Consider the following 26,305-nt stretch of genomic DNA (forward strand, 5'->3'; position numbering starts at 1 on the left):
GCGAGTTTGCTGGCGCTCGCGCTTGTTGGCAGCTTTCGTTTCATCGTCGCCGGCGGCAGCCCCGTCGCGGGCCTGGTGATTGGTTGCTGGCTAAATCTTAGCTTGATTCTCGGCACGAAAATGGACCCGATGAACGCGGTGGTAAACATCAAGTCCGACACATCGGACGAGCGAATCGTTAGGGTGTTCAGGCGAAGTGCTCCGCCGCGCACACGGCGGAAGTCGGCAGCCTTGCCGCTTACAATATTCTTCGTTGGTGCGTTCGTCATGTGGATGCAGTTTCCGGCGTTTTTTGGAATGGAACCGTAGGCGGCGGGATTGCCAAGAACTGGGCGCGGGTTCCGCACGCGGCCCGAGCGCGCCCGCCGTGGCCTGGCGAAGCGCGCGGGTCGGTGACACGAGGAAGGTCCGGAGAACCAATCGACGTATTCGGCGGTGGCGATCTCGAGATCGTCGAAGTTCTTCCAGGGGCCGAAGTTGCGGACGAGCTCGGCTTTGAACAGCGAGCTGAAGCCCTCGGCAAGAGCGTTGTCGTAGGAGTCGCCAGTGGTACCGACGGATGCGACTGCGCCGGCCTCGGCCAGGCGCTGGCTGTAGCGGATGGCGACGTACGGAACGCCGCGATCGCTGTGATGGACCAGGCCGGCGACATCGTGGCCTTCGGGTTGCCGGGTCCAGATCCATCTCCAAGGCGTCCAGGGCCAGGTCGGTGCGCAGGTTCTTCGACAGCTGCCAGCCGACCACCCGCCGGGAGTAGACGTCGGTGACGAGCGCGGCGTAGACCCACCCGGCGAAGGTGGGGCAGGAGGTGATGACCGTGACCCACAGCTGGTTGGGTCCGGTCGCGGTGAACAGCCGCTCGACCAGGTCCGGGCGCAGGTCAGGTCCCGTCCCGGGGATCGCGGTGCGTGGTCCCTTGGCCCGGCTGATGCCCCCGCAGCCCCGCGGCCCGCATGAGCCTTTCGACGGTGCAGCGAGCGACCCGGTGCCCGTCACGGTGCAGCTGGGCGTGAACCTTGCGGACCCCGTAGACGCCCGTAGTTCGCCGCGTGGACCTGCGCGATGAGGTCGCTGGTCGCCGCATCGCGGATCGAGCGCGCCGAGGGAAGGCGCGTCTTGACCAACGACCCGGAACGTGGTGGAGACCTTGATGTGTCTCGCGGAAGGCCATTCCCGCCACGCGCGGTAGAAGGCGCCGTCCCACTCGTGATGTGCCCAGCGCCAAGGACCCTTGAAGCCGACTGCGACGAGGCCCGCAAGCAGTCCTTCTGATGTTTGTTCACATCGAGCCCTTCAGGGTCAGGAGCCGACGGGCGGCGATACGAGGACGAGGGTCGCAGGATCGACGTCGTCGCGTGCTCGTAGGGTCGGAAGGTGGGAGTGGTCGACTTGGTCGGCGTCGAACATCGAGGCGGCAAGCATCTGCACCTTGGCCTGATCGACCGCCGTCGAGACGGATTGCGCAGATGCAAGCGCCGCATAGAGCGATCGAGCGAAGACGACGGCGGCAGTGTCGTCGATGGTGTCGGACATCCCGATCACCACCGGGACCGTCTGCAGAAAGTCGTCGGCACCCTCAAGGCTCTCGCACGCGTTGAGGACGACCAGACGAGGCGGCTCGTCCGTGGCTCCGAGAAGCCGCGCCAGGAAGGTGAAGTTGACGTCTTGTCCGTCACGCTCGCCGGCGTCGTTCTCCATCCACAGTCCGAGGGCATCGGCGTGGCCGGAGAAGTGAACGACGTGCGGCCGATGGTCGTTGAGTCCATTGGCCAGGTCCCCGAACGTTGCGGCCGGGGCGTGCTCGACCACGACGAGGTCGCGGTACTTCGACCCGCGCAGACCCTGCTTAACCTGCCGAACCTCTTGATCAACTCGAAGCTATGCCACCTGCTCGACGACTGTCCCATCGGGGTTCATCACAGTGCTCGTGGTGGCGTCGGGGTTGGAGGTCAGGTAGAGCACGCGGAGCGGCTCGGGGGTCGGGGGAGGGACCTCGACGTAGCGGATCGCCGGCGCCGGCGGGCTCGCCTTCGACACGGCACAGGCATGGCTCAACTCCTCGCGTCGTCGCTTCGCGTCGTTGCTCCGCTGCAGGTTCTGGTTCGCCTTCTGCTCGGATGCCTCGGCGGAACGCAGCGATGTCGTCTTCGTTGCGATCGCCTTGTCGATGGTCGCCATGTCCTTGCGTGCCTTGGCGACCTTGCCGTCGGCGGCGTCCGTCTTCTTCTCCTCACGCTCCGCTGCGGTCAGTGACGATCGGACGGTGGCGGCGCTCTTGGTACGAGCTGCCGCGTCACGCTTCTTGCGGGCTGCTCACGGGCCGCGGTCGCGATCTTGCCCTGGGCGGCAACGATCTTCGCGTGGCCGGCCCTCTTGTCTTCCAGCCCAGCGATCTCGCGTCGGAGAGTGTCACTACGTGCCATCCATCTCACCTGTCTCTACCGGTTCGGGCTGCTGGTGCGGTGCGTCACGGCGTCACGGACGGGATGCGACGGGCTCATCCGCTCGCGCTACCGCCGTGCACGGGGTCTGCTCGGCGTCTCGATTGGTGATCCGTACCCCACAACGTGCCACCATCCGCAGTAGGGGCACTGAATTGCTTGCGCGCCCTTGGCGACGCGTACAGCGATCATCAGCGCTTCGTGTCGAGACTCGATCGGGGGCCGTTTGGTGAGGCACCGGACGCCGCGCATGTACCTACGCTCTCCTTCCATTTCGCGTCGTCGAGGCGCGGTGAGGACGGGCGGGTGGTCAGGATCGCGAAGGGCGGAAGAGATCTCCGAGCGTTCGCTTGGCACGGTCCAGCCAGGACTGGTTGAGGTGCTGCGCTGCTTCCTGGTCGCGAGACCGGGCCTGAAGGTGCTGCGCGGGCGTCATGGTCGACAACCACCGGACGCGCGACGCGTGGATGACGTAGTGGGACTTGCAGTCGTAGGCGCCGTTGCCGATGGACGGCGCGAGGCTGACCTGTCCGTCGTAGCGCAGGGTCCACCCTGCCGGGCCAAGCGGTGTGACGACCTCACGGTCACATCCACAGCAGCAGAGGTGCGCCACGATGTTGTGGGTGCCGCTGATGTAGAGCGTGCCGGGGTCGAGCTGGGCCGGGAGGACCTCGACGAACTGGTGGTCGATCTCGTGCCGGCGGTTCATGAGCTGAGGTCCACGATGGCGTTGTCACTGACGGGGTAGGCGAAGGCGGGCACGTCGGATGCCATGTCGGCGTAGAAGCGGAGGTGGCGCTTCCACTGGAGGACGGCGAGGGCCGCGTTCAGCGCGTTGAGGTCACCGATCTGGATGTTGCGTGCGTACTCGTCGGGCTCGGTGCCGCCCGTCGGGACAGGCACACGTCGCGCCGGGGTGCTGGTCGTGATGCGCAGCATGCCGGTGAGTCCGGACCCGGTGTCGGTGACGCCCATGCCCACGTCGATGAACGAGAGGTCCGCGTCCTCGAGAGCGGCGACGATGCCCTGGCGGTCGGAGCCGTCGTCGAGAGCGAGGAACACGAAGTCGAACCCGGCCACCTCGGCGACCGTCTCCGCGTCGAAGTACCTGGGGTGGGCGACGATCCGGCGCTTGATGCGGGAGTACTGCGAGGCCCAGTACTGGGCCTTGTTCGGCTGGGCTCGCAGGTCCGCGATGTCAGCGGCGCCCGGCGCCCGGAAGGCGTTGTGGTTGATGAAGACGTCGCCGTCATAGAGGTGGATCTCGGCGACCGGCGTCTTGGCGACGAGGTCGAGGATGTGCGAGCCCGTGCCACCGAGGCCGACGATCGCGATCCGCGCGCCGTGGAAGACCGAGTTGAGGGCGCTGGTGCCGGCTCGGCTGGACGCCGAGTCGCGGTAGGCGAACGGGTAGTCGTCGTCGTCGGGGACCGCGTGGACCGGATGGGTGCGAGCGGTTGCTGTCGGGTCGAGGTGTCGGGCCCACCGCGAGAGCAGGTCGACGTAGGTGGTGACCTTCTCGTAGTAGTTCGGGTAATTGCCGTCGAGCGGCTTGGCGGAGAAGTAGAAGTCGGTGCGCAGGCCGGGGAGGAATTCGTTGACCTGCGGACCGTTGATCACCTTCGAGAGCGGCCGACCCTCGTTGTCGCAGGGCTCGGAGCCCGCGAAGTGGGTCGCGTGGTCCGGGGGCGTAGCCAGGACGTCACCAGCCATGGCCGCCGGCATGACGAGCCGTCCGCGGGCTACAGCCTCATCGGCGGTGACGTAGGGGACGTCGTTGACGATCAGGTAGCCGTCGCGGAGCTCGACGTCGTAGCCCTCGTTCTCCAGGCGCGTGAGGTCGTCCATGATCACGACCGCGTCGTGACCTGGACGGCGAAGCTCGTGCCCTTCTTGACGCGGATGGACTGGCCGGGGGCCAGGGAGCCCGACGCGTTCCCGTGCTGCGCGCGGGTGTAGGTGACGATGTACTCGGTGTCGGGGGCGGGTGTCTGGCCAGGGAAGGCGAGAGCGACGACGTCTTCGAACGACACGTCCCGGTCCGCGACGAGGTGAGGGCGAGCGTTGACGAAGATCTCGATCGTCTTGCCGTTGGCAGCATCGCGATCGATAGGGGGAACAGCCTGCGTAGTCATCGGGATCCTCCTAGATCCGTAGATGGCGACCGCCACGAGACTGAGCCAGCGACGGGTGCCAAACCAGTAGAACAGTGCTCGATTTGTCGAGCGGTACTACAGTAGCACCACTGATCGACAAGTCGAGCACACATGGAGGAATGACGATGACGGAGGGCCCATCGGTGGACGTCTTGGCGCTGCACGCAGCGCTCGACGCCACGCGGACTTCGCGAGGGCTGTCATGGCGGCAACTGGCTAAAGAACTCGGGGTGAGCGCGTCGACCCTCTCCCGGATGGCCAACGGGCTCAGACCCGACGTCACCGCGTTCGCGACTATGACCGCATGGCTGAACATGTCCGCGGACGACTTCATTGTCGGCGCCACCAGGCAAGATGAGCGGGAGCCCGAGCTAGTCGCGGCTCTGGCGCCACTGCTGCGGGCACGCCGGGACCTGACAGAGACGGACGTGCAGTACCTCGAAGAGATCATTGGCGCCGCTGCGCGCCGCTTCGAGTCGGAACGGGCGGCACAGGACGGGTGAAATGAAGTGGACGCAGGCGGCTATGTCTGAGGTCGCTGAGGAGGAGCGCGCTGGCCTCGGCCTCGGTCCCAACGACGCCTTCGATCCTTACGCGCTTTGCGCCGAGCACGGTATCCCCGTGTACTCGATCGAGGATCTCCCCGGCGTGAGCGGGGAGGCGGTGGAGCACTTCACCGGCACCGCGACCGGGTCTTGGTCGGCCGCCCTCATTCCCGTGGGCACGGCCCGGATGATCGTCGAAAACCCCGCTCATCACCTCAACAGGCGACGGGCGAACATCTCGCACGAACTCGGGCATCATCTGCTCGAGCACCCGTTCGCCGGAGTACTACTCAGCGAGTCCCACGCCGAGTCGTTCGCTGCAAACCTCGAGAAGCAGGCGACCTTCATGGCAGGCGAGCTGCTCATCCCGAAGGCCGCCGCGAACAGGGCGGCCTTCGCCGACTGGACGAACGAGCAGGTCTCCGCCCACTTCTGCGTCAGCACCCAGTTTGCCCAGATGCAGATGAAGGGCCCCCGTGTGTACGCCCAGCGCGCTCGCGCCCGCTACGACCGTTGACCGTTGGAGAGTGATTTGGTCGCTTGGGTCTGCTGCACGGATCGCTACACCTGATCTGTGGTGCCGGAGGTCGCCGATTGCTCTCCTCTTTGACGTCCAACCGGGTCCGAAAACGTACAACGCGGTACAAGCCGCGAGCAGGTGTCCGACCAGGTCAGATGCTAGATCGTCGAACCGGGCCAATGTCGTCCAAGACGAGCGACGCAAGCCCACCGCTACCGCCACCGACAGCCCGGTCCCTTCGCAGGGTCCGGGCTGTCGTCGTCACCGGTACCGCTCGACGAGCGCAGCCCCGATCGAGGCGAGGTGCCTGCGCACGCCCGCAGGTCCGGTCACCTCGACCCACTCGCCCAGCCCGGCGAGCTCTCCGGCGAGCACGTGCTCGTCGTCGCCGCCGCGGATCACGACCTCGATGCGGCCGTCGGGTGCGGAGCCGCCGACCTCGAGCCGGCGCCCGAAGGCCATCCGGAGCAGGCCGATCCCATGAGGCACGCACAGTGCCTGGCACTCGCCGGGCGTGCGCAAGCGGTCGACCTGGTCGGCGATCTCGCGCCAGCTCTCCGCGAGGTCGAAGTCCTCGGGTCGGTGCACGGCGTGGTCGGTCGGCTCGACGGACGACACGCGATCGATCCGGAAGGTCCGCCGGCCGGCCTCCGTGTGCGAGACGAGGTACCACGACGGACCCTTGGCGACGATGCCGAGCGGGTGGACGGTCCTCTCGGTCTCGGCGCCCGCGCGATCCACGTAGCCGAGCCGCACCTGGACGCCGCGGATCACCGCATCCTGGAGCTCGTCGAGGAAGCGAGGCTGTCGGTGCTCGACGCGGTCCGACCCCCACCGCCGGGGGTCGGTGACCAACGACGACGCCGCCGCCTCGGCCTGTACGCGGAAAGGCTCCGGCAGGGCACGCACGAGCTTGCGCAGCGCCGCTCTCACGGCCGGCGTCGCGGCGGAGGCCGGGCCGGCCACCAGGAACAGAGCACGGGCCTCGCTCGCGGACAGGCCGGACAGGTCGGTGCGGGCGCCGCCGACGAGGCGCCAGCCGCCGCCGCGTCCCTGCATCGAGTACACGGGCACCCCGGCCACGGCCAGGGCGTCGAGGTCGCGACGGGCGGTGCGCTCGGAGACCTCCAGCTCGCGCGCGACCTCCGCAGCCGTCACCTGCTCGCGCTGCTGCAGGAACAGCAGGGTGGCCATCAGCCGGTCAGCTCGCACTCGACGAGAATTGCACAGGAAACCGGTCACAAGGTGACCGGGTTAGGTCGGCACGATGACGACATGACCTCACAGACCAGTGCCACGACTCGTGATGACTTTCCCCGACCCACCCGTGTCTCGGTCAACGGGGTGGAGCTCGAGGTGTTCGAAGCGGGCCGAGAGAATGCCGGCCGACCGATCGTGCTGTGCCACGGCTGGCCGGAGCTTGCCTTCTCCTGGCGCCACCAGGTGCCCGCGCTCGTCGCAGCGGGCTACCACGTGATCGTCCCCAACCAGCGGGGCTACGGGAACTCCTCCCGTCCGACCGAGGTGACGGCCTACGACATCGAGCACCTGTCGGGCGATCTCGTCGCGCTCCTGGATCACTACGGCTACGAGGACGCGACGTTCGTCGGACACGACTGGGGTGCGTTCGTCGTCTGGGGGCTGACGCTGCTGCATCCCGACCGGGTCAACAAGGTGATCGCCCTGAGCCTGCCCTACCAGGAGCGCGGCGAGACGCCCTGGATCGAGCTCATGGAGGCCGTGCTCGGCGGCGACTTCTACTTCGTCCACTTCAACCGGCAGCCGGGTGTCGCCGACGCCGTGCTCGACGAGTTCGCACACCAGTTCCTGCGGAACCTCTACCGCACGAACGAACCCGTCAGAGCGCCGCAGCCCGGCATGGCGTTCCTGAACCTCGCCCGGGCGGAGGCACCGCTCGGCGACCCCCTGATGAGCGACAGCGAGCTGGCCGTCTTCGTCTCCGCCTTCGAGACCTCGGGCTTCACGGGCGGCATCAACTGGTACAGGAACCTCGACCGCAACTGGCACCTGCTGGCCGAGGTGGAGCCCGTCATCCAGCAGCGCGCGCTCATGATCTACGGCGAGCGGGACGCGATCATGAGGTCGGAGTCACTGTCCCGGTTCGTGCCGAACGTGGACGTGGTCACCCTGGACTGCGGCCACTGGATCCAGCAGGAGCTGCCCGACGAGACCAACCGAGCCATGCTCACGTGGCTCGCCGAGCGGGACGCCACCTAGGGTCGACGACAGCCCGAGCCTCGCGGTTCGGGCTGTCGTCGCTCAGTCCTCCGGGAACAGCATCGGGCGCACCTCGAGCCGCCGGTTGCACGCCTTCGAGCCGTCGGCCATGAGCGCGAGAGCGACGTCGAGGTCGGGGGCCTCGATGACCCAGAGGCCGGCCATGTGCTCCTTCGACTCGATGAAGGGCCCGTCGGTGAACACCGGCTCCTCGCCGCGGCCGTCGATGACCGTCGACGTCTCGGGAGCCGCCAGGCCGGCGGCGAACACCCAGTGGCCGCCGGCGCGCAGGCGGTCGTTGAACGCGTCGATCGCCACCGCCTCCTGCGGGGTGCCCGAGTTGGTCCGGTCGTCGATCACGGAAACCAGGTACTGCATCGTCACCACCTCCGTCGTCGGGAACTGCTACGCGTACTCGGGACGGCCGCCGGGCCGGTAGGTCTGCACCGTGATGCCCCTCGGGAACCGACGCGACTCGACGAGCTCGAGCGCGAAGTCGCGGCCCTCGTCGGGGAAGAGCCTGGTGCCCGCACCGACGATCACCGGGCAGACGATCAGCGTCAGCTCGTCGACGAGCCCATGCTCCAGCAGCCACCGGATCAGCTGCCCGCTGCCGTGCACCTGGAGCTCGCCGCCGGGCGTGGCCTTGAGCTCGCGGACCGCCGTCTCGAGGTCGCCGGACAGCACGGTCGTGCCCGCCCACCGCGGGTCGGTGAGCGTGCTCGACGCGACGTACTTCGGGCGCGAGTTCAGCGAGCCGACGAACGGGTTGTCCATGTCGGTCTGCACACCCCAGTACCCGGCGAACAGGTCGTACGTGCGCCGCCCGAACAGGAACGCGTCGGCGCGCCGGTAGAAGTCGCCGATGTAGGCCGTCGACTCCTCGTCGCCCACCGGCAACGCCCACCCGCCCCGCTCGAACCCGGGGTCGAGCTCCGCGTTGTTCCCGCCGTTCGCCTGCATCACGCCGTCGACGGTGATCTGCGTGTTGGTGACGAGCCTCATGATCGTGATCCTTCCCGGGCCGCCCCGCGCGGGCGACCTCTCACCCGTGCGACGAACGGGAAGGGCGCGATCGGACACCGCACGCTCGTCGGGTGTGTCAGCCCGCGACCCGAGCGGCCAGGTCCTGCTGACGGCCCGCTGCGCCGGACGTGTCGCGGCGCAGGTAGTTCCACGCCAGGAACGCGCAGACCAGCCCGTTGACGAAGCCCATGAGCACGTCGGTCGGGCTGTGCATGCCGCGGTACAGGCGGGCCGTCCCGACGCCGATCGGCACGAGCAGGCAGAGCACGGTGACGACGCCGCGCAGGATCGGGTTGCCGATCCGCTGGGCCATCATCGCGAGCGTCACGTAGAACGCCGTGGACGCGCCGGTGTGCCCGCTGGGGTAGGCCGAGGTGGGCGGCGAGTCGTCCAGGTGCTCGACGTCGGGCCGCTCGCGGCCGACCACCAGGGCGGCGGTCATGAAGAGGATGGCCTGCACGGCGATGGCCTGCGGCGGCACGATCGCGAGCCACCACTGCTTGGTGCGCCACCAGAAGAGCGCGACGAACAGCACGCACGCGCCGATGATGAACTCGGTGGTGCCGATCGCGGACAGCGCCGCCGTCACCGAGTTCAGCGCCGGAGTCCGGATCGACTCGAACCACTCGTTCACGGCTGCCTCCCGCGGCAGCCCGTCGAGAGGTCCGGTGATCAGCAGGCCGACGCCGACGAGGACGACCCAGAGGCCGACCGCCGGCAGGAGCACCCGGACGCCGATGTCGCGGAGTGCTTCGCGGCCGGTCGGGGCGGACCGGTCGAGCTCGTAGCGGTGCAGGAACGTGTGCATCAGGACTCCTGGTGCGGGCCGGTCGCGGACCAGCCGCTGTAGCCCAGGTAGGACGCGCCGGCGAGGGCTGTGCCGAGGGCGAACCCCGCGATCACGTCGGAGGGATAGTGCACGCCGAGCATGACGCGGTCGAGCCCGGTGATCAGGACGCAGGCGCCGGCGACGACGGGGACGACGACCCGGCCGCGCGGGCCGAGCAGCGGCCACACCAGCAGCGTCACCGTGAGGGCCGCGGCTGCGGTGTTCGTGGCGTGCCCGGACGGGAAGCTCGACCCGGGGGCGTGCGAGACGGCATCCTCGACCACCGGCCTGGCCCGCTGCACCAGCCCCTTCGCGCCCAGCTGCAGCGCCCAGGCCGCCATGATCGTGAGGAACGCCCACAGCGCCCGCGTGGTCATCCCGTGCCGTCGCCACACCCAGACGCAGAGCACCGTCGCGGCGAGGTTGACCCAGCGCGCCTGGAACGCCTCCTGCCAGACGAGCAGCGCCTGCCGGAGCTCGGGGTGCTCGCGGGTGAAGTCGGTCGCGGAGGCGATGGCCTGCTGGTCGAGCCGCAGGACGTCGTCCACCTGCGCCCGCACCACGTACGCGAGCACCGCGACCGGCACGGTGAACGCGACCCCGAACACGGCGGCACGCAGGAGCGCGCGTCGACGGAGGGGGCGAGGATGCATCCCCGGAGGTTAGGCGCGCGGGGCCGGACGCGCTCGTCGAGAGCTCACGGCACCAGGACGACCACCCCGCGCAGCCCGCCGGCCTCGACCGCGGCGTAGGCGTCGCCCGCCTTCTCGAACGGGTAGGTGTCCGCGACGCGCGGCGTCAGGACGCCCTCGACGGCCAGCGCCGCCACGTCCGCGAGTCCCGCGGAGCCGCTGACCACGTGGACGGTCTTGACGCGGATGCCGCGCTCGGGCGTGGGCGTCGCGGGCGCGGTGACGGCCACGAGCACGCCGCCGTCCCGGGCTGCGACGAGAGCCGGTGCGCCGAGCTCGGCGGTGTCCAGCACCCCGTCGGCGCCCAGCGTGCCGAGGTCGGTGCCCCGCAGCACGAGCCGGGCGCCGGTGCGCTCGACGAAGGCGCGGTCGGCCTCGCGCGCGACGGCCAGGACCTCGAGCCCGCGGTGCCGGGCGAGCTCGACGGCGAACCCGCCGACACCACCGGCGGCGCCGGTGACGGCCAGCGTCGCGCCCGCCGGCAGGCCGAGCAGGTCCAGTGCCTGTGCGGCGGTCAGAGCGTTGAGCGCCAGCGTCGACGCGTCCACCGCGCTCAGTGACGCGGGACGCGACGCGACCGACCCGCGCGGCAGCACGACGGACGACGCCTGGGCGCCGACGAAGGTGTCGAACCAGTCGGACAGGGCCAGCACCGGGTCGCCGGGGGCGAGGCCCGTGACGTCCGGGCCGACCGCGTCGACCACGCCGGCGAGCGCCCAGCCGAGCACGTAGCGGTCGGCCGGCGGCAGCGGGACGTGGCCGCGCGCGACGACCACGTCGACCGGGTGGACGGGTGCGGCCTCGACGTGGACCCGGACCTCGCCCGGACCGGGCTCCAGGACGGGCAGGTCGAGGATCGCGAAGTCGGCGGTGGGGCCGGGAACGGTGAGGGTGACGGTCGACATGAGGGCCTCCGGGGGGAGATCGGTTCGGGACGCGACCCATCCTGAGCACAGTGGTATCTTTTGGGAAGTAGGCACCTTCTGGTGCCTAAAGGGTCTGTCTGGTTCCCTGCTCGGAGGACATCGTGCTCGAGACGCTCCCCCTCGCGGCGTACGACTCGTTCGACGCCGACTGTCCGACCCGTGAGCTCCTCGACGAGCTGTCGGACAAGTGGGTCTGTCTGGTCATGACCGCGCTGGAGGTCGGCCCGCAGCGGCACTCGGAGCTGCGGCGGCGCCTCAACGGCGTGAGCCAGAAGATGCTCACCCAGACGCTGCGCGCCATGGAGCGCGACGGCATGATCACGCGGACCGTGACCGCGTCCGTGCCGGTCCGGGTCGACTACGAGCTCACTCCGCTGGGCGTCTCGCTGACCTCCGTGGTGCACGCCGTGAAGGTGTGGGCCGAGGCGAACATGGACGCGGTCGCGATCGCCCGTGAGGCGTACGACGCCCGCGTCTGATCTCACGATGTGACCAGCGGTTTGACGTCGTCGGGCCCCCGATCTAAATTCCCTACCAATAAGGTCAAGATTTCCAGCGCGAAGCTCCGGCTAGCTGGAAGGCAACCCTCCGCGCGGTGGGGTGCCCCGGATGAGGACCTGGTCGTGGTGGGCACTACGCCTCCACACGGCAACGACGCGAACCCCGGCAGTGCCGGGACGAGAGGAACGACCATGAACGCGTTCGGAGCACCCCGCTCCCCGAGCTGCGGCCACGCCATGCTCACGCGTTCCTGTTGTCGCTGAACCTTCAGCGCCCCGCTCCACCTCGCACGCCCCGCTGAACGGGGCGAGCCTCGCCGCACCTCTGACGTGCGCGCCCCACCTCTCGCACCACCTGAACGGATACCCCTGTGTCCTCCCATGCCCACCTCGGTGTCGACCTGTCCGACACCGGCGCCCGCGCCGCCGCCTGGCGCACCCACGGCTCCCAGGGTCAGCGTCTCTTCGACGCCGGCCGCCTCGAGGAGCTCGTCGCCGTCGCCCAGCGCGGTGCGCTCGACTTCGTCGTGTTCGACGACGACTTCGCCCTGCACCCCGGCGGCAGCACGACCCGCCTCGACGCGGCCATCGTCGCCTCCCGCCTCGCGGCGCGCACCGACGGCATCGGCCTCGTCGCCTCGGTCGGCACCTCGCACCTCGAACCGGCGCACATCTCGACGGCCATCGCGACGATCGACCAGGCCAGCGCCGGTCGCGCCGGGTGGCAGGTCGGCTGGACCACGCGTCTCGACGAGGTGCCGACGGCCGGCCCGCGGTCGTCCTCCCCGGACGTCGCGGCCCTCGCCGGCGCGGCCGAGGCGGCCGCCACAGTCGCCCGGCGCTGGGACAGCTGGGTGCCGACGACCTCGGCACGCCCGCGTTTCACGACGCACGACGGCGTGAACTTCGCCGCCGGCGTCCCGAAGGGCAGCACGCGTCCGCCGCAGGGCCGACCGCCGGTCGTCGTCCGTGCGACGACCCCCGACGAGATCGAGCTGGCCGGACGCGTCGCGGACGTCGTGCGCATCCGCGCCACCGACCGCGACGAGGCCGCGCGCACCCGGGCCCGGGTCCTGGGCGCGGTCGTCGCCGCCGGTCGTGACCCGCGCGACGTGCGCGTCCTGGTCGACGTCTACCTCATCGTCGGGCCGGACCGGGCCAGCGCGCAGGCCCGCCTCGACATGCTCTCCGACCTGGAGGGCGTCAGCTGGGACACCGGCTCGCTCGCGTTCGTCGGGACCTCCACGGGGTTCGCCGAGCTGGTCACCGACTGGCTCGACGCCGAGGCCGCCGACGGGTTCACCATCCGCCCGGCATCCGTGCAGACCGACCTGGTCGCGCTCGTCGACGGCGTCCTGCCGGTGCTGCGCGCGTCGGACGCCTTCCGTTCGTCGTACCCCGGCCGCACGTTCCGCGACACCCTCGGCCTGCCGAGCACCGTGCCGAGCACCGTCGCCCGATTCGCGGCGTCGGCATGACGACCACCGACCTCCGCGTCGTGCGCTCGTACGCGCTGAGCGACCCGGCCGTGCAGCCGATGCTCGACGAGCTCGCGGTCGAGTACCTCACGCGGTACAGCGAGTTCTTCGGGGTCGACGACCTGCGCGCGGAGCTCGAGCGGTACCCCGCCGAGCAGTTCGCGGCGCCCGACGGTGACCTGATCCTGATCCTGGAGGACGGGACCGCGGTGGCCGGCGGTGCGTTCCGGCTCCGGGCCGAGCCGGAGCTCGGTTCGGCGGAGCGGCTCAGCCGTCCGGATACGCGCGACGAGTCCGGTCTGCCGACGGTCCGCACCGCCGAGTACAAGCGGATCTGGACCAACTCGGCGCACCGCCGCCGCGGTCTGGCGCGCCAGGTGCTCGCCGAGCTCGAGCTCCGAGCGGTCGCGCTCGGGTACGAGCGCCTCTACCTCACCACCGGTCCCCGGCAGCCCGAGGCCGCCGCGCTCTACCTGGCGACCGGCTGGCACCCCCTGTTCGACACGACCGACGCCCCGACGGACGGCCCGCTCGCGTTCGAGAAGTGGCTCTGTCCGGAGCATGACGCCCCGCAGTCGTAGAGCCCCCTCGAACCCCGGAGTGCACCGTGTCCACCGCCTTCCTGAAGAAGGACGACGTCCTGCCCGACGTGTCTGACGTCGTCGTCCACGACGAACCCCGCGTCTACGGCGCGCGCCACCCCGCGCGCTGGGTCGCGACCGCGATCGTCGCGGTGCTGCTCGCGATGGTCGTCAGCTCGCTGCTCACCAACCCCAAGTGGGAGTGGGGGGTCGTCTGGCAGTACCTGACCTGGCCGTCCGTGCTCGACGGGCTCTGGGGCACCATCCGGCTCACCGCCGCGGCCGCCGTGGTCGGGTTCGGGCTCGGCACCGTGCTCGCGCTCATGCGGCTGTCGAGGTCACCGCTGCTGCGATCGGTCGCGTGGGGGTACATCTGGATCTTCCGGTCCGTGCCCCTGATCCTCCAGCTGCTCCTCTGGTACAACCTCGCGTACCTGTACCCGCACCTCACGCTCGGGGTACCGTTCGGCCCGTCGTTCGTCGAGCTCGACACCCTGTCCGTGATCGACAAGTTCGGTGCCGCGGTCCTCGGGCTCGGGCTCTCGCAGGCGGCGTACGCGTCCGAGATCATCCGCGCCGGCATCATCGGCGTCGACCAGGGCCAGCACGAGGCCGCCGCGGCGCTCGGCCTGCCCCGGCGTCGCCAGCAACGGCGGATCATCCTGCCGCAGGCCATGCGCACCATCGTGCCGACCGCCGTGAACGAGATCATCGGCCTGGTCAAGGGCACGTCGGTGGTCTACGTCCTGGCGTACGGCGAGCTGTTCTACATCGTCGGCGTCATCTACGGCCGCAACCAGCGCGTGGTCCCGCTGCTGATCGTCGCGGGCATCTGGTACCTCGTCCTGACCACCGTGCTGACGATCGTGCAGTACTACCTGGAGCGGCACTACGCCAAGGGCGCCCTGCGCCAGCTGCCGCCCACGCCGATCCAGAAGGCACGCTGGGGCCTGGGCGTGAGCTGGTCCCGCCTCACCGGCAGACCACTGCCCGGCGACCTCCCACCGAGCTACGGACGCGGCGCCCGCAACCTCCTGGTCCGCACCCAGCGGGGTGGGTTCTGATGGCCGCGGGGCTCGTCGAGGTGCGCGGTGTGCACAAGGCGTACGGGACGCTCGAGGTGCTCGACGGCATCGACCTGACGGTCCGCCCCGGCGAGGTCACGGTGATCCTAGGCCCGTCGGGCTCGGGCAAGTCGACCCTGCTGCGTGTGATCAACCACCTCGAGAAGGTCGATCGCGGCCTCATCTCGGTGGACGGCGACCTCATCGGCTACAAGCGGCGTTCCGACGGAGCGCTGCAGGAGCTCAAGGAGAAGGACGTGCTGGCGCAGCGGACCCGCATCGGGTTCGTGTTCCAGAACTTCAACCTCTTCCCGCACCTGACCGCGCTCGAGAACGTCATCGAGGCGCCCATCTCGGCGCAGCGCCGGCCGCGGGCCGAGGTCGAGGCCGAGGGCCGTGCGCTGCTCGAGCGCGTCGGGCTGTCCGACAAGGCCGACGCCTACCCCCGGCAGCTGTCGGGCGGCCAGCAGCAGCGCGTGGCCATCGCCCGGGCGCTCGCGGTCAAGCCGTCGGTCGTGCTCTTCGACGAGCCGACGTCCGCGCTCGACCCGGAGCTCGTCGGGGAGGTCCTCGACGTCATCCGCGACCTCGCCGCGACCGGCACGACCCTCGTCGTCGTGACGCACGAGATCGGGTTCGCCCGCGAGGTCGCCACCTCGATCGTCTTCATGGACGGCGGCCGGATCGTCGAGCAGGGCACACCCACCCAGGTGCTCGACGCCCCGCAGCACGCCCGTACCAAGGCCTTCTTGGACAAGGTGCTCTGACAGCTCCGCCTGCACCCACCCCTGATCGTTCCCCGCTCACCCGCGCGCCTGCGCACACCACCGAAAGAGAGACACCTCCCGTGACCACACCCCTGCGACGTACCCGGCTCCTGAGCGCACTGGCCCTCGTGCCCCTGCTGGCGCTCGCCGCGTGCAGCGGATCGGCCGCGGCGGACGACGACGTGGCGGCCGAGCCCTCGGGCTCCGCCACCGCAGCCGCCGGACTGACGATCAACACCAGCCCCGATCAGGACCGCATCCACTCGACCGAGTCGGCCGACGCCATCGCGCTGCTGCCGGCCGCGGTCAAGGAGTCCGGCGTGCTCAAGGTCTCGACGACGGCCGGTGGCCTCCCGCCGCTCGGCTTCCTCGCCGACGACGAGAAGACGCCGATCGGCAACGAGCCCGACATCGCCTCGCTCATCGCCGACGCCCTGGGCCTGAAGCTCGAGCTCGAGGTCAAGGCGTGGGCCGACTGGCCGCTCGCGCTGCAGTCCGGGGACGTCGACGCGGTCATCTCCAACGTCACGGTGACCGAGGAGCGCAAGGAGCTCTACGACTTCTCGTCGTACCGCAACGACCAGCTCGGCTGGCTGACCGCCGCCGGCAGCGACATCAAGCAGATCAAGGAGCCCAAGGACATCGCGGGCCTCACGGTCGGCGTCGGGTCCGGCACCAACCAGGAGAAGATCCTGCTCGCCTGGAACCAGGAGAACATCGACGCGGGCCTCGAGCCGATCAAGGGTGGCGAGCCGGAGTACTACGAGAACTACTCCGACGTCCTGCTCGCCGTGCAGTCCGGCCGGCTCGACACCTACGTCGGCCCGAACGCGAGCCTGGCGTACAGCGCGGCGACCGCTCCCGACCAGTTCAAGGTCGTCGGCACGCTCAACGGCGGCTGGCCCGACACGGCGCAGATCGCCGTGGCCACCCTCAAGGGCTCCGGGCTCGCCGAGGCCGTGACCGCGGCCCTCAACCACACCTTCGAGGACGGCACCTACCAACAGGTGCTCGAGCGCTGGGGCCTGCAGGCCGAGGCGATCGAGAAGTCCGAGACCAACCCCCCGGGTCTGCCGAAGACCAGCTGACCACCCTGGACCGAGTGCCCCTGGTCTTCACACCAGCGCACTCGACGGTGGCCGGCCGGGGTCGGGGGACGCCCGGCCGCTCGCCGCGGCCGGTCGGTGGTCCTGCTCGAGCGCTTCGAGCCGGGCCACGTCCAAGGCGCCTCGCACGGAGCCTCGCGCATCTACCGGCAGACCTACGATCGCGCCGAGTACCTCGACCTCACGATTGAGGCGCTGGGGCTCTGGCGGTCGCTCGAGGACGCGACCGGTTCGGAGCTCCTGACGATCACCGGCGGCGTCAGCCACGGATCCCCCGCGCCGTCGCTCCTGGCCGCGTTCGAGGCCCGTGGCATCGCGCACGAGGTCCTCACGCCCGACGAGGCGGCCGAGCGGTGGACCGGACTGCGGTTCGAGGGGTCGGTGCTGCACGAGACCCGCACGGCGGGCCGACTGCACGCCGACCGCGCCGTCCTCGCGCTGCAGGACGACGCCCGCGCGCACGGCGCCGACGTCCGTCACGGCGTCCGCGTGCTCTCGCTGACGGTCGCCACTGACGGTGTGGTCGTCGAGACCTCCGACGGACCCGTCCGCGCTCGTCGGGTCGTGCTGGCCGTCGGCGCCTGGACCGGCTCGCTGCTCGGCCGGCCGCTCCCGCTGGTGGTGACGCAGGAGCAGCCCGCCCACTTCGACCTCGCCTACCCCGCCGACTGGCCGTCGTTCACGCATCAGCCGTTCGGTGTACATCCGTACCCCAGCGGAACGTACGGACTGCTGACGCCCGGCGAGGGCGTCAAGGTCGGGTTCCACGCGGTCGGTCCGGTGACCGACCCGGACCACCGCACGTTCACGCCCGAACCCGCGCAGCTCGCGCTCCTGCAGCGGTACGCCGAGCAGTGGATGCCGGGCGTCGACGCGAGCACCCCGCACCCCATCTCGTGCACCTACACGACCACGCCCGACCACGACTTCATCCTCGACCGCCGCGGACCGCTGGTCGTCGCCGCCGGGTTCTCCGGCCACGGCTTCAAGTTCGGGCCCGCGATCGGCCGGGTCCTGGCCGACCTCGCCGACGAGCCGGTCGACGACCCGGTGCGTGCCTCCGACCCCGCGTTCCACCTGTCCCGCCTCGTCCTCCAGGAGTCCCGATGACACGCGTCCCCCTGTCCGTCCTCGACCTCGCACCCGTGTGGGAGGGCGGCACCGGCGCGCAGGCGCTCCAGGCGTCGCTCGACCGGGCGCGGCTGGTCGAACGGCTCGGCTACCGGCGGATCTGGTTCGCCGAGCACCACCTCGCCCCGGGCGTGGCCTCGGCCGCTCCGGGCGTGCTGGCCGCGCTCGCGGCGGGCGTCACGTCGACCCTGCGCGTCGGGTCGGCCGCCGTCCTGCTCGGGTCGACGAGCCCGGTTGTCGCCGCCGAGCAGTTCGGCACCATCGCGGCCGCCCACCCCGGGCGCGTCGACCTGGGCCTCGGACGCGCGTCGTTCCCGCCGCCCTCCGACAAGGCCGCCGCGCCGCCCGCGCCGCCGGCGCCGCCGGTCGTCTCCGAGGATCGCGTCGTCGAGGGGCTCCTCGTGCCTGCGACCCCTCCCTTCAGCTTCCGGGACCCCGACCTGCTCGCGCGGTTCGTCGCGCAGCAGCGCTACCTCAGCGCCGGTCGCACGCCCGGCGCGTTCGCCGACGAGCTGCGCACCGTCCTCGACCTGCAGGCCGGTACCGCGCGCGCCGACGACGGCCGCGACGCCGTCAGCCCCGCGGTGCAGGGCTCCGACCTGGCCCTGTGGGTGCTCGCGTCGAGCGCGGGGGAGAGTGCCCGCGTGGCCGGCGAGCTGGGTCTGCCGCTCGCCGCGAACTACCACGTGAGCCCGTCGACGGTGCTCGAGACCGTCGAGGCGTACCGGTCCGCGTTCCGCCCGGGCGTGCTCGCAGCCCCGTACGTGGTGGTCTCGGCCGACGTGCTCGTCGCGGAGACGTCGTCGCAGGCGGTCGCCCTGGCGGACCCCTTCGCGGCCTGGGTCCTGTCCATCCGCTCGGGCGCCCGCGCCATCCCGTACCCGCGCCCAGGCACCACGACCCCGTGGGACGAGCGGTCCGACGACGAGCGCGCACTCCTGCGCGACCGCATCGTCTCGCGGCTGGTCGGCGACGCCGCGTCGGTCGCGTCGGGCCTCGATGCGCTCGTGCGCGCCACCGGCGCCGACGAGCTGCTGCTCACGACGATCACGCACGACCCGTCGGACACCGCCCGCTCGTACGAGCTCCTGGCGGCCGAGTGGTTGGCGCGGGACGCGGACGCCCTCGTCGGCGCGGGCGTGGGAGCCAGGTCGTCCTCGTAGGGCGGCGCCGAGCAGGACCTGAGTCGCGCCACGGACACCCGTGGCGCGACTCGCGTCATGTTCGGCCGTGCCTCGCGCACGACAAGACCCGCCGGGCTCCGAGGCCCGGCGGGTCTGTGCTGTCCGGAGGTCCGGCCGGCGTCACACGGCCGTGTGGTCGCCGATCCGGTGATACGTGCGGTCGTGGTAGACGAGCGGGAGTGCCTCGTCGTCGATCCCGTGCTCGAGGGCGCGGATCGAGACCAGGTACGAGCCGCCGACGGGTGCGCGCTGCACGATGCGCCCGCGGACCCAGGACACCGCACCGTCGATGACGGGCTCGCCCGACGCCAGCGCGGTCCAGCCGCCCGCGGCGAAGCGGTCGATGCCACTGGTCGCGAACCGCGCGGACACGTCGTCCTGCCCGGACGCGAGGAAGCTGATCGCGAGCGTGCGGGCCCGGGACAGGGGCGCCCACGACGAGGACGTCGACGCGAGCGAGAACGCGAGCAGCGGCGGGTCGGCGGACACCGAGATGACCGAGGTGGCCGTGAACCCGACCGGCCGGCCCTCGTCGACGAACGCCACGACGGCGACCCCCGCGGGGTGGCGGCGGAAGACCTCCTTGTAGGAGGCGGGCGACAGCTGCGGTTCGTCGTGTTCCACCAGGTCGGCCTGGAGCTCGCGAAGGATCTCGGCGGTCATCGCGCCGCCGCCTCGAGCTCGGGCGTGAGCGCGCGCTGGAGCGGCGCCGAGGCCTTGGCGAGCCACCGGTCGACGGCCGGGTCGAGGTCCAGGAGGTCGGCCTCGGTGACGGTGAGCGACCGCGTCGGCACGGTCGCGCCGAGCTCGACCAGCAGGGGCCGCAGGTGCACCTCGCCGACCAGCGCGTGCGCCGGGTTGCCCGAGATGACGAGCGGCACCGCGACGACCCCGGCCAGCCCGTCGGGGCCGTACAGATCGAGGAACGACTTCAGCAGCCCGGTGTACGAGGCCTTGTAGACCGGCGTCGCGACGACGAGCAGGCGGGCCTGCGCCACCGTGCTCAGAGCCGGGTCGAGGAGGGAGCGGTCGTCGGTGAACAGCTGGTGCCCGATCGTCGCGAGGTCGATCGACGTCACGTCCTCGCCGAGCCGGCCGGCGACGTGCTGCGCGGCGGCCAGGGTGCGCGACCCCGGGCGGGGGTTGCCGACGAGGGCGACCACGGACGGTGCTGGCTGGTGGACCACGGTGCTTCTCCTTCACGTCCACAGGGCTGTGCGACCCGCGATGTGTAACAACGAGTCGGCCCCCGGCAAGGGCTTCGTCGGAGAATCCCGAATGACGGACACCGCGGCGCCCTGCCCTCGTCGGGAAAAGAACGACAGGATGCATGTCGAGATCGTGCGCACGGCTCCGACCAGTGGGTGAGGGCCGGGCCAGAGGCGACCGGCGACGAGCTACAGGGAGCGCATCGTGAAGTACATGCTGCTGATGACCTATCACGTCGAGGGTGTCCCGCCGGTCGACACCTGGGCGCCCGAGGACGTCAGGCGGATGATCCAGTTCCAGCACGACCTCGACGCGTCCCTGGTCGCCAGCGGCGAGCTCGTCGGCGCCGAGGGCCTCGCCTGGCCCGACCAGGCCAAGCTGGTCCGTAGCGACGGCGTGCAGCCGCCGGTCATCACCGACGGGCCCTTCGCCGAGTCGAAGGAGTTCCTCGCGGGCTTCTGGATCGTCGACGTCGAGAGCGAGGCGCGGGCCATCGAGATCGCGGCGACGGCGTCGGCGGCGCCGGGAGTCGGCGGCGTCCCGATCCAGCAGGTCATCGAGGTCCGCGCGGTCATGGAGGCTCCCGACGTCTGAGCCACCACCCGCGCAGGCCGCCGTCGACGAGCTCCTGCTGCGCACGCTCGCGCCGCGGGTCCTCGCCGTGCTCGTGCGGCGTTCCGGCGACCTCGCGGACGCGCAGGACGCGCTCCAGGACGCGCTGCTCGCGGCCGCGACGCAGTGGCCCGTCGACGGGGTGCCCGACAACCCCCACGCCTGGCTCGTGGTCGTCGGGCAGCGCCGGCTCGTGGACGCGTGGCGCGCGCAGGAGTCCCGACGACGGCGCGAGGAGCTCGTCGCCTCGCCCGAGGCGGTCTTCGACGAACCGGGCGGCGACGACTCGCTGCTCCTGCTGTTCGGCTGCTGCCACCCGGCGCTGAGCCCCGCGTCCGCGATCGCGCTCACGCTGCGCTCCGTCGGCGGGCTGACGACGGCCGAGATCGCCCGCGCGTTCCTGGTGCCCGAGGCCACGATGGCCCAGCGGCTCAGCCGTGCGCGTCGCATCCTGCGCGAGCTCGACGGGCCGTTCCGGATGCCGTCGCCCGACGAGTTCGCCGACCGGCTGCGGGCGGTGCTGCGGGTGCTCTACCTCATGTTCAACGAGGGGTACGCGAGCTCGTCGGGGTCGTCGGTGGCCCGCGCCGACCTGGCCGTCGAGGCCCTGCGCCTGACCCGCGCGCTGCACGCCAGCCTTCCCGACGACCCCGAGGTGGCCGGCCTGCTGGCCCTGATCCTGCTCACGGACGCGCGTCGGGCCGCCCGGACGGGTCCGCACGGCGAGCTCGTCGCGCTCGACTCCCAGGACCGCTCGCTCTGGGACGCGGCGATGATCGAGGAGGGCGTCGCACTCGTCGAGGAGGCCCTGCCGCGTGGCGCGGTCGGCGAGTACCAGCTGCAGGCCGCGATCGCCGCGGTGCACGACGAGGCGCCGTCGGCGGACGAGACCGACTGGCCGCAGCTGCTCGCGCTGTACGGGCTGCTCGAGCGGATGACCGGCAACCCGATGGTGACGCTCAACCGCGCGGTCGCGCTCGCGATGGTGCGCGGCCCTGCGGCCGGCCTCGCCCTGCTCGAGACGCTCGACGAGCCGCTGGGGGAGCACCACCGCCTGCTCGCGGTCCGCGGCCACCTGCTCGAGCGCGCGGGCGACGAGTCCGGTGCGGCCGATCAGCTCCTGGCGGCGTCGCGACGGACCACGAGCATCGCCGAGCGCGACTACCTGCTGCTCCAGGTGACCCGGCTGCGGCACGCGCGGCACTGACCCTTTCGAGTGCCGACGGGGTCCGCCGGGGTCCGCCGTTGGACCGTTCGGGTGGCCGGATATGTCCGATGTTGCGGATATGTCCGATTCGGCCTGACGATGGTCCGATCGCACCTCCCGCGACGCAACGTCGTCTGATCCCAGGCGCCGAGGGAAAGGACCGCCTGTGCCCGACGAGCTGGAGTCTGTGCAGGACAGCGTTCCCTCCCCGATCCGCAAGGGAGCGCACGACATCGCCCTGTCGCGCGAGAAGGTGCGTCGTCGGCGCGTGTTCCGCGTCGGGCTCCCCGTGGTGCTGCTCGAGGCGTACATCGTCTACTGCGCGCTCACCGGCCGTCGGCTCCTGCCCGCGATGCCCGCGGTCGACCCGCTCCTGCTCGCGCCCGTCGCGTTCTTCGCGCTCCTGATCGTCCTCATGGTCGCCATGCAGTTCGGCGGCGGGCGGTCGCCGCACGTCACCTACCGGCCCGAGCAGGTCGATGTCCGGCTCAAGGACGTCATCGGCATCGACCCGGTCCTGGAGGACGTGCGCCGCTCGATCGACCTCTTCCAGACGCACCGCCAGTTCGCGGAGCAGATGGGCGGCACCCCGCGCCGCGGTCTGCTGTTCGAGGGCCTGCCCGGCACCGGCAAGACGATGACCGCGAAGGCGATGGCCGCCGAGGCCGGCGTGCCTTTCCTGTTCGTCTCCGCGACGTCGTTCCAGTCGATGTACTACGGCGCGACCGCGCGCAAGATCCGCTCGTACTTCAAGGCGCTGCGCAAGGCCGCGCGCGCCGAGGGCGGTGCGATCGGGTTCATCGAGGAGATCGACGCGATCGCGATGGCCCGCGGGGGGATGTCGTCGATGTCCTTCGTCGCGAGCCCCTTCGACCTGGTCCGCGGTCCCCGCACCGTCACCAACGCGGTCGTCTCCGAGGGCACCGGCGGCGTCGTGAACGAGCTGCTCGTGCAGATGCAGTCGTTCGACGAGCCCACCAGCGGCGACAAGTTCGTCAACTTCTTCGTCGCGCGCCTCAACCTGCTGATGCCCGCGCACCGCCAGATGAAGCAGCGCAAGCCCGCCAAGGCGCCGATCTTGCTCATCGCCGCGACCAACCGCGCGGACAACCTCGACCCCGCCCTGCTGCGGCCGGGCCGGTTCGACCGCCGCCTCACGTTCTCGACGCCGGACGCGCACGGCCGCCGTGAGCTCGTCGACCACTTCCTCAAGACGCGGTCCACCGACGTCGAGCTGGAGGACTCCGCGCTGCGCGACCGGCTCGCCGCCGCGACGAACGGCTGGACCCCCGTGATGATCGAGCACCTCCTCGACGAGGCGCTGGTCAACGCCCTGCGGCGCGGGTCGATGACGATGACCTTCGCCGACGTCGAGCGCGCCCGCATCACCGAGATGGTCGGCATCGGCCAGCCCGTGGCGTACACGACCGCCGAGCAGGCGCTCATCGCCACCCACGAGGCCGGGCACGCCGTCACCGCGTGGCTCGTCGCGCCGAACCGCACGCTCGAGGTGCTGACGATCATCCGCCGCGGCGACGCGCTCGGGCTGCTCGCGCACAGCGACTGCGAGGAGGTCTGGACGCACTCGCAGTACGACCTGCGTGCGCTCGTGCAGATCGCCATGGGCGGCTGGGTGGCCGAGGAGCTGTTCTTCGGGCAGACGAGCACCGGCCCTGCGAGCGACCTCGCCGCCGCGACCCGCACCGCCGCCCAGATGGTCGGCGCCGCGGGCATGACCGGCTCGCTCGTGTCGTTCGCCGCGACCCCGCACGACCTGGTCTCCGCGGTCCTCAACGACCACGTCGCCCGCCAGCAGCTCGAAGGTGTGCTCGACGAGGCACGCAGCACCGTCCGTCGCCTGCTGTCCAAGCACCGTCACCTCGTCGAGGCCCTGCGCGACGCGCTCCTCGAACGGCACGAGCTGATCGGCGTCGAGATCACCGACGTGCTCGACGAGGCCGCCATGCGACAGGAGCAGCTGACCGAGCAGGTCGAGGCCGAGAACCGGGCAGCCGTCGCCGCGGGTGCCGCTGCTGCCATCGCCGCAGCGGCCGAGCGGCTCCGCGTGGCCTAGCCTTCGGGACGTGCCCGAGGGTCATACCGTCCACCGCATCGCCCGCCAGCTGGGCCTCGACCTCGTCGGGCACCGGTTGGCGGTCAGCTCGCCCCAGGGCCGGTTCGCCGCCGGGGCACGACGACTCGACGGACAGCTGCTCGTGGCGTCGCGTGCCGTCGGCAAGCAGCTGTTCCTCGAGTTCGAGTCCGGCGACGTGCTGCGCGTGCACCTGGGTCTGTACGGCGCGTGGGACTTCTACGGCCGGCTCACCCCGCTGACGCCCGGCGCCGTCGCGCGCGGCAGCATGGGTGCTCCGCGACTGCGCCGAGCGGTCCGCATGGGCGAGGACGAGCGCGAGGTCGGCGCCGACGCAGGCATCGACCACCCGTTCCCGCCCGAACCCGTCGGCCAGGTCCGCGTCCGCCTGGCGTCCGCCGAGACCGTCGCCGACCTGCGCGGCCCGTCCGCCTGCGAGGTCCTGGACCCGTCCCAGGCCTCCCTCGCGGTCGCCCGCCTAGGCCCAGACCCGGCAGCCGACCTCGCCGAATGGCCCGGCTACGCCCCGCTGAGCAACCCGTCGACGAACGGGCAAGCCACCGACGCGGCGCTCGGCTCGGCGCCCTCGCCCCGCTCCGTCATGATCGACCGCCTGACCTCGCGCTCCGTCGCCGTCGGTCAGCTGCTGATGGACCAGTCAGTGGTCGCCGGCATCGGCAACATCTACCGCGCCGAGCTCCTCTTCCGCGCCCGCCTCGACCCGCACACACCCGGCCGCCGAGTCCCCCGCGAGACCGCCGGCGCCCTCTGGGACGACTGGGCAGTCCTCCTCGCCGAGGGCATCCGCACCGGCGTGATCATCACTCGAGACCTCTCGCCGACCGAGCACACCGACGCCCTCACCGACCCCACGCTGCGCAACTGGGTCTATCACCGCACCGGTCTGCCCTGTCTCGTCAGCGGCACACCGGTCGTCGTGGAAGAGATGGCGAGCCGCAACCTCTACTGGTGCCCCACGTGCCAGAAGTAGGCGGGTGCGGCGCGCACGCGAGCCGGCGGACTCCGCGACGCATGCCAGGCCAGTCGAGCGCCTGCCGGCCGCCACCCTCGGCTGGATGCGCCCCCCGTCGATCGCCGCGCTCGGGCCGAACGACGCCCAAGGCTGCGCCGACGAGCCGGTGCGCCCGCGACGTGCCAGGCCGTTCCGAGTGCCTGCTCCCGCCTGCCGCCACAACCCGCTGCTGCCCCTGGACGAGTGCTGTGCGCGGTCGAGTCTTCGATTCAGCCGGTCGACACCACGGATCGAGCTAGGGGCTGGGCAGGGCTGCGCCTCGGAAGGTGGGTGGTCTTCAGGGCGGCGCTGGTCGGTTGCTAGAAGGGTGGTTCGTCGTCGTCGTCGTGGGTTTGGCGTCGTCGTCCGGGTGGTGGGCAGGTGAGGGTGTCGGGGTTGATGAGGAGTGGTGTGGGGTGTCGGGCGTAGGTGATGCCGTCGGGGCTGGTCCACCAGGTGACCCCGGTGGTGGGGTTGCGGTGCACGTTCCAGTGCTTCTTGGTCTTGGCCTGGTGGTGGTGGCGGCACAACGCGTGCAGGTTGTCGGCGTGGGTTTGGTCGGCGCCGGGTCGGGTGGGGTTGTAGGGGGTGATGTGGTCGAGGTCGCAGCGGGTGGCGGGTTGTCGGCATCCGGGGAACGTGCAGGTCACGTCCCGGGCGATCACGGTCCGGGTCAGGTCCGCACCGGGCCGGTAGCCGACCGTCCCGGTGTCGATGACCAGCCCGGTGGGGTCGGTCAGCAGGCGCCGCCAGGTCCCGTCCTGGGCCAGCTCACGGGCCATCGCCGCGGGGATCGGCCCGTAGGAGTCCAGGTGCCCGGGGTTCTCGTCGAGCCCGGCCAGGGTGCTCGCGGCGATGGTGACGCCGATGGTGATGGTGTGGCCGTGGCGGCGCGGTAGCGGGGTCCCGTCCGGGGTCGCCTGCCGGTCCACGATCGAGGTGAACACGTCGGCGAATGCGTCGGCGCGGCGCTGGTCCACGCTGCGGTC

29 protein-coding genes, 2 pseudogenes and 1 riboswitch are annotated in these 26,305 nt (G+C 71.1%); of the genes and pseudogenes, 15 read left to right on the top strand and 16 right to left on the bottom strand.

What is annotated here, in order from left to right; translation table 11 throughout:
* Positions 1-90: 90 nt before the first annotated feature.
* The 7 genes and pseudogenes from AC1DUE_RS18490 to AC1DUE_RS18520 all read right to left on the bottom strand — a co-directional run bounded on the left by AC1DUE_RS18490 (position 91) and on the right by AC1DUE_RS18520 (position 4,576).
* Positions 91-996, bottom strand: coding sequence for a DDE-type integrase/transposase/recombinase (locus AC1DUE_RS18490; RefSeq protein ID WP_477040878.1), 906 nt, complete (start codon positions 994-996; stop codon positions 91-93).
* Positions 881-1,171, bottom strand: coding sequence for an IS3 family transposase (locus tag AC1DUE_RS18495; protein WP_477040879.1), 291 nt, complete (start codon positions 1,169-1,171; stop codon positions 881-883). The genes AC1DUE_RS18490 and AC1DUE_RS18495 overlap by 116 nt, the downstream gene beginning before the upstream one ends.
* A 128-nt stretch (positions 1,172-1,299) precedes the next feature.
* Positions 1,300-1,860 (bottom strand): annotated as a pseudogene (locus AC1DUE_RS18500) (CHAT domain-containing protein); the annotation flags it as partial.
* Between the two features lie 18 nt (positions 1,861-1,878).
* A complete protein-coding gene (locus tag AC1DUE_RS18505; protein WP_477040880.1) occupies positions 1,879-2,178 on the bottom strand; it encodes a hypothetical protein in 300 nt (99 codons plus the stop codon).
* Positions 2,179-2,751: 573 nt separating this feature from the next.
* On the bottom strand, positions 2,752-3,150 hold the full coding sequence (locus tag AC1DUE_RS18510; RefSeq protein WP_477040881.1) for a ubiquitination-like system serine protease family protein: 399 nt from the start codon (positions 3,148-3,150) through the stop codon (positions 2,752-2,754).
* A complete protein-coding gene (locus tag AC1DUE_RS18515) occupies positions 3,147-4,289 on the bottom strand; it encodes a ThiF family adenylyltransferase (RefSeq protein WP_477040882.1) in 1,143 nt (380 codons plus the stop codon). Before AC1DUE_RS18515 ends, AC1DUE_RS18510 begins: the two co-directional genes overlap by 4 nt.
* Positions 4,290-4,291: 2 nt before the next feature.
* Positions 4,292-4,576 (bottom strand): multiubiquitin domain-containing protein, encoded by a 285-nt coding sequence (locus tag AC1DUE_RS18520; RefSeq protein WP_477040883.1) that lies wholly within the window; start codon positions 4,574-4,576, stop codon positions 4,292-4,294.
* 140 nt (positions 4,577-4,716) lie between these two features.
* Between AC1DUE_RS18520 and AC1DUE_RS18525 the strand changes: the two genes are divergently transcribed.
* Together AC1DUE_RS18525 and AC1DUE_RS18530 are read left to right on the top strand one after the other, a co-directional pair.
* Complete coding sequence (locus AC1DUE_RS18525) at positions 4,717-5,100, top strand: helix-turn-helix domain-containing protein (RefSeq protein WP_477040884.1); 384 nt, start codon at positions 4,717-4,719, stop codon at positions 5,098-5,100.
* Position 5,101: 1 nt separating this feature from the next.
* Positions 5,102-5,659: an ImmA/IrrE family metallo-endopeptidase gene (locus AC1DUE_RS18530; RefSeq protein ID WP_477040885.1), complete on the top strand. Its 558-nt coding sequence runs from the start codon at positions 5,102-5,104 to the stop codon at positions 5,657-5,659.
* Between the two features lie 264 nt (positions 5,660-5,923).
* Here the strand turns inward: AC1DUE_RS18530 and AC1DUE_RS18535 are convergent, their stop codons facing one another.
* Positions 5,924-6,856: a helix-turn-helix transcriptional regulator gene (locus tag AC1DUE_RS18535; protein WP_477040886.1), complete on the bottom strand. Its 933-nt coding sequence runs from the start codon at positions 6,854-6,856 to the stop codon at positions 5,924-5,926.
* A gap of 81 nt (positions 6,857-6,937) precedes the next feature.
* Between AC1DUE_RS18535 and AC1DUE_RS18540 the strand changes: the two genes are divergently transcribed.
* Positions 6,938-7,900 (top strand): alpha/beta fold hydrolase, encoded by a 963-nt coding sequence (locus tag AC1DUE_RS18540; RefSeq protein ID WP_477040887.1) that lies wholly within the window; start codon positions 6,938-6,940, stop codon positions 7,898-7,900.
* A 42-nt stretch (positions 7,901-7,942) separates the two neighbouring features.
* Here the strand turns inward: AC1DUE_RS18540 and AC1DUE_RS18545 are convergent, their stop codons facing one another.
* The 5 genes from AC1DUE_RS18545 to AC1DUE_RS18565 all read right to left on the bottom strand — a co-directional run bounded on the left by AC1DUE_RS18545 (position 7,943) and on the right by AC1DUE_RS18565 (position 11,352).
* Positions 7,943-8,278, bottom strand: coding sequence for a YciI family protein (locus tag AC1DUE_RS18545; protein WP_477040888.1), 336 nt, complete (start codon positions 8,276-8,278; stop codon positions 7,943-7,945).
* Between the two features lie 27 nt (positions 8,279-8,305).
* Positions 8,306-8,905, bottom strand: coding sequence for a dihydrofolate reductase family protein (locus AC1DUE_RS18550; protein WP_477040889.1), 600 nt, complete (start codon positions 8,903-8,905; stop codon positions 8,306-8,308).
* 97 nt (positions 8,906-9,002) lie between these two features.
* Entirely contained in the window at positions 9,003-9,734 is a 732-nt protein-coding gene (locus tag AC1DUE_RS18555) for a phosphatase PAP2 family protein (RefSeq protein ID WP_477040890.1), read from the bottom strand.
* Positions 9,734-10,408 (bottom strand): phosphatase PAP2 family protein, encoded by a 675-nt coding sequence (locus tag AC1DUE_RS18560; RefSeq protein ID WP_477040891.1) that lies wholly within the window; start codon positions 10,406-10,408, stop codon positions 9,734-9,736. The genes AC1DUE_RS18555 and AC1DUE_RS18560 overlap by 1 nt, the downstream gene beginning before the upstream one ends.
* A gap of 44 nt (positions 10,409-10,452) precedes the next feature.
* The gene (locus AC1DUE_RS18565; RefSeq protein WP_477040892.1) at positions 10,453-11,352 is read right to left on the bottom strand and encodes an NADP-dependent oxidoreductase; all 900 of its coding nucleotides are present in this window, start codon (positions 11,350-11,352) and stop codon (positions 10,453-10,455) included.
* Positions 11,353-11,474: 122 nt separating this feature from the next.
* Here AC1DUE_RS18565 and AC1DUE_RS18570 point away from each other — a divergent pair, with 122 nt between their 5' ends.
* From AC1DUE_RS18570 to AC1DUE_RS18605, 8 genes and pseudogenes are all read left to right on the top strand, one after another.
* On the top strand, positions 11,475-11,852 hold the full coding sequence (locus tag AC1DUE_RS18570) for a winged helix-turn-helix transcriptional regulator (protein WP_477040893.1): 378 nt from the start codon (positions 11,475-11,477) through the stop codon (positions 11,850-11,852).
* A gap of 62 nt (positions 11,853-11,914) precedes the next feature.
* Positions 11,915-12,034: riboswitch (SAM riboswitch) on the top strand.
* Between the two features lie 210 nt (positions 12,035-12,244).
* A complete protein-coding gene (locus AC1DUE_RS18575; protein ID WP_477040894.1) occupies positions 12,245-13,351 on the top strand; it encodes an LLM class flavin-dependent oxidoreductase in 1,107 nt (368 codons plus the stop codon).
* Complete coding sequence (locus AC1DUE_RS18580) at positions 13,348-13,932, top strand: GNAT family N-acetyltransferase (protein WP_477040895.1); 585 nt, start codon at positions 13,348-13,350, stop codon at positions 13,930-13,932. Before AC1DUE_RS18575 ends, AC1DUE_RS18580 begins: the two co-directional genes overlap by 4 nt.
* Before the next feature lie 26 nt (positions 13,933-13,958).
* Positions 13,959-14,996: an amino acid ABC transporter permease gene (locus AC1DUE_RS18585; protein WP_477040896.1), complete on the top strand. Its 1,038-nt coding sequence runs from the start codon at positions 13,959-13,961 to the stop codon at positions 14,994-14,996.
* Positions 14,996-15,763 carry an amino acid ABC transporter ATP-binding protein gene (locus tag AC1DUE_RS18590; protein WP_477040897.1) on the top strand — a complete coding sequence of 256 codons (768 nt, stop codon included), beginning with the start codon at positions 14,996-14,998 and terminating at the stop codon, positions 15,761-15,763. Before AC1DUE_RS18585 ends, AC1DUE_RS18590 begins: the two co-directional genes overlap by 1 nt.
* A gap of 80 nt (positions 15,764-15,843) precedes the next feature.
* Positions 15,844-16,851: an ABC transporter substrate-binding protein gene (locus AC1DUE_RS18595; protein WP_477040898.1), complete on the top strand. Its 1,008-nt coding sequence runs from the start codon at positions 15,844-15,846 to the stop codon at positions 16,849-16,851.
* 87 nt (positions 16,852-16,938) lie between these two features.
* Positions 16,939-17,979 (top strand): annotated as a pseudogene (locus AC1DUE_RS18600) (FAD-dependent oxidoreductase); the annotation flags it as partial.
* Positions 17,976-19,163, top strand: coding sequence for an LLM class flavin-dependent oxidoreductase (locus AC1DUE_RS18605; protein ID WP_477040899.1), 1,188 nt, complete (start codon positions 17,976-17,978; stop codon positions 19,161-19,163). The pseudogene AC1DUE_RS18600 and the gene AC1DUE_RS18605, both read left to right, overlap by 4 nt.
* A 141-nt stretch (positions 19,164-19,304) precedes the next feature.
* Here AC1DUE_RS18605 and AC1DUE_RS18610 read toward each other — a convergent pair whose 3' ends face one another.
* Positions 19,305-19,847 (bottom strand): flavin reductase family protein, encoded by a 543-nt coding sequence (locus tag AC1DUE_RS18610; protein WP_477040900.1) that lies wholly within the window; start codon positions 19,845-19,847, stop codon positions 19,305-19,307.
* Positions 19,844-20,371 (bottom strand): NADPH-dependent FMN reductase, encoded by a 528-nt coding sequence (locus AC1DUE_RS18615; protein WP_477040901.1) that lies wholly within the window; start codon positions 20,369-20,371, stop codon positions 19,844-19,846. Before AC1DUE_RS18615 ends, AC1DUE_RS18610 begins: the two co-directional genes overlap by 4 nt.
* Before the next feature lie 235 nt (positions 20,372-20,606).
* On the opposite strand from AC1DUE_RS18615, the gene AC1DUE_RS18620 reads away from it, so the two are divergent.
* From AC1DUE_RS18620 to AC1DUE_RS18635, 4 genes are all read left to right on the top strand, one after another.
* Positions 20,607-20,987 carry a YciI family protein gene (locus AC1DUE_RS18620; RefSeq protein ID WP_477040907.1) on the top strand — a complete coding sequence of 127 codons (381 nt, stop codon included), beginning with the start codon at positions 20,607-20,609 and terminating at the stop codon, positions 20,985-20,987.
* Positions 20,988-21,024: 37 nt separating this feature from the next.
* Entirely contained in the window at positions 21,025-22,212 is a 1,188-nt protein-coding gene (locus AC1DUE_RS18625; RefSeq protein ID WP_477040908.1) for an RNA polymerase sigma factor, read from the top strand.
* 166 nt (positions 22,213-22,378) lie between these two features.
* Positions 22,379-24,286, top strand: a complete 1,908-nt coding sequence (locus AC1DUE_RS18630) for an AAA family ATPase (RefSeq protein WP_477040902.1) — start codon at positions 22,379-22,381, stop codon at positions 24,284-24,286.
* 10 nt (positions 24,287-24,296) lie between these two features.
* Positions 24,297-25,295 carry an Fpg/Nei family DNA glycosylase gene (locus AC1DUE_RS18635; RefSeq protein WP_477040903.1) on the top strand — a complete coding sequence of 333 codons (999 nt, stop codon included), beginning with the start codon at positions 24,297-24,299 and terminating at the stop codon, positions 25,293-25,295.
* Between the two features lie 341 nt (positions 25,296-25,636).
* Here the strand turns inward: AC1DUE_RS18635 and AC1DUE_RS18640 are convergent.
* A partial coding sequence (locus tag AC1DUE_RS18640) for an HNH endonuclease signature motif containing protein (RefSeq protein ID WP_477040904.1) occupies positions 25,637-26,305 on the bottom strand: 669 nt, incomplete at its 5' end.

Source organism: Cellulomonas sp. P4_A2 (genome assembly GCF_056402515.1).

Excerpts from the sequence above, each read along its gene's own strand:
- AC1DUE_RS18495 (WP_477040879.1), bottom strand. The coding sequence starts at position 1,171 with ATGGCCTTCCGCGAGACACATCAAGGTCTCCACCACGTTCCGGGTCGT.
- AC1DUE_RS18505 (WP_477040880.1), bottom strand. The coding sequence starts at position 2,178 with ATGGCGACCATCGACAAGGCGATCGCAACGAAGACGACATCGCTGCGT.
- AC1DUE_RS18510 (WP_477040881.1), bottom strand. The coding sequence starts at position 3,150 with ATGAACCGCCGGCACGAGATCGACCACCAGTTCGTCGAGGTCCTCCCG.
- AC1DUE_RS18515 (WP_477040882.1), bottom strand. The coding sequence starts at position 4,289 with ATGGACGACCTCACGCGCCTGGAGAACGAGGGCTACGACGTCGAGCTC.
- AC1DUE_RS18520 (WP_477040883.1), bottom strand. The coding sequence starts at position 4,576 with ATGACTACGCAGGCTGTTCCCCCTATCGATCGCGATGCTGCCAACGGC.
- AC1DUE_RS18525 (WP_477040884.1), top strand. The coding sequence starts at position 4,717 with ATGACGATGACGGAGGGCCCATCGGTGGACGTCTTGGCGCTGCACGCA.
- AC1DUE_RS18530 (WP_477040885.1), top strand. The coding sequence starts at position 5,102 with ATGAAGTGGACGCAGGCGGCTATGTCTGAGGTCGCTGAGGAGGAGCGC.
- AC1DUE_RS18535 (WP_477040886.1), bottom strand. The coding sequence starts at position 6,856 with ATGGCCACCCTGCTGTTCCTGCAGCAGCGCGAGCAGGTGACGGCTGCG.
- AC1DUE_RS18540 (WP_477040887.1), top strand. The coding sequence starts at position 6,938 with ATGACCTCACAGACCAGTGCCACGACTCGTGATGACTTTCCCCGACCC.
- AC1DUE_RS18545 (WP_477040888.1), bottom strand. The coding sequence starts at position 8,278 with ATGCAGTACCTGGTTTCCGTGATCGACGACCGGACCAACTCGGGCACC.
- AC1DUE_RS18550 (WP_477040889.1), bottom strand. The coding sequence starts at position 8,905 with ATGAGGCTCGTCACCAACACGCAGATCACCGTCGACGGCGTGATGCAG.
- AC1DUE_RS18555 (WP_477040890.1), bottom strand. The coding sequence starts at position 9,734 with ATGCACACGTTCCTGCACCGCTACGAGCTCGACCGGTCCGCCCCGACC.
- AC1DUE_RS18560 (WP_477040891.1), bottom strand. The coding sequence starts at position 10,408 with ATGCATCCTCGCCCCCTCCGTCGACGCGCGCTCCTGCGTGCCGCCGTG.
- AC1DUE_RS18565 (WP_477040892.1), bottom strand. The coding sequence starts at position 11,352 with ATGTCGACCGTCACCCTCACCGTTCCCGGCCCCACCGCCGACTTCGCG.
- AC1DUE_RS18580 (WP_477040895.1), top strand. The coding sequence starts at position 13,348 with ATGACGACCACCGACCTCCGCGTCGTGCGCTCGTACGCGCTGAGCGAC.
- AC1DUE_RS18590 (WP_477040897.1), top strand. The coding sequence starts at position 14,996 with ATGGCCGCGGGGCTCGTCGAGGTGCGCGGTGTGCACAAGGCGTACGGG.
- AC1DUE_RS18605 (WP_477040899.1), top strand. The coding sequence starts at position 17,976 with ATGACACGCGTCCCCCTGTCCGTCCTCGACCTCGCACCCGTGTGGGAG.
- AC1DUE_RS18610 (WP_477040900.1), bottom strand. The coding sequence starts at position 19,847 with ATGACCGCCGAGATCCTTCGCGAGCTCCAGGCCGACCTGGTGGAACAC.
- AC1DUE_RS18620 (WP_477040907.1), top strand. The coding sequence starts at position 20,607 with ATGCTGCTGATGACCTATCACGTCGAGGGTGTCCCGCCGGTCGACACC.